A 938-nucleotide genomic window follows, 5' to 3' on the forward strand; every position below is an offset into this window, starting at 1 on the left:
CTACAGCAAGGACGAAACCGATAGCCGGATCAAAGACGGTGATGCCCCGATCATGCAGGCAGCTCAACAGGCCCTGAAAGCCGCGGACAGCAAAGTGCCGTTAACCCGCCGTGTCAATGATAAAGAGCTGGTCAATGACATTACCCTGACTGCCGCCGATGTCGGCGCCTACAGCAAGGATGAAACCGATAGCCGGATCAAAGACGGTGATGCCCCGATCATGCAGGCAGCTCAACAGGCCCTGAAAGCCGCGGACAGCAAAGTGCCTCTGACCCGCCGTGTCAATGATAAAGAGCTGGTCAATGACATTACCCTGACTGCCGCCGATGTCGGCGCCTACAGCAAGGACGAAACCGATAGCCGGATCAAAGACGGTGATACCCCGATCATGCAGGAAGCCCAGAAGGCTATGCAGGAAGCTCAACAGGCTCTGAAAGCCGCGGACAGCAAAGTGCCTCTGACCCGCCGTGTCAATGATAAAGAGCTGGTCAATGACATTGCCCTGACCGCCGCCGATGTCGGCGCCTACAGCAAGGAAGAAACCGATACGCAAGTCATGAAAGTGGCGGACACTAAGGTGCCGTTAACCCGCCGTGTCAATGATAAAGAGCTGGTCAATGACATTACCCTGACTGCCGCCGATGTCGGCGCCTACAGCAAGAATGAAACCGATAGCCGGATCAAAGACGGTGATGCCCCGATCATGCAGGAAGCTCAACAGGCCCTGAAAGCCGCGGACAGCAAAGTGCCGTTAACCCGCCGTGTCAATGATAAAGAGCTGGTCAATGACATTACCCTGACCGCCGCCGATGTCGGCGCCTACAGCAAGGAAGAAACCAATACGCAAGTCATGAAAGTGGCGGACACTAAGGTGCCGTTAACCCGCCGTGTCAATGATAAAGAGCTGGTCAATGACATTACCCTGACTGCCGCCGATG

1 pseudogene is annotated in these 938 nt (G+C 55.5%); it reads left to right on the plus strand.

Annotation, left to right across the window (positions count from 1 at the left end):
• Positions 1-938 (plus strand): annotated as a pseudogene (locus Xbud_RS20030) (hypothetical protein); the annotation flags it as partial.

Source organism: Xenorhabdus budapestensis (assembly GCF_002632465.1).
Lineage (GTDB): Bacteria > Pseudomonadota > Gammaproteobacteria > Enterobacterales > Enterobacteriaceae > Xenorhabdus > Xenorhabdus budapestensis.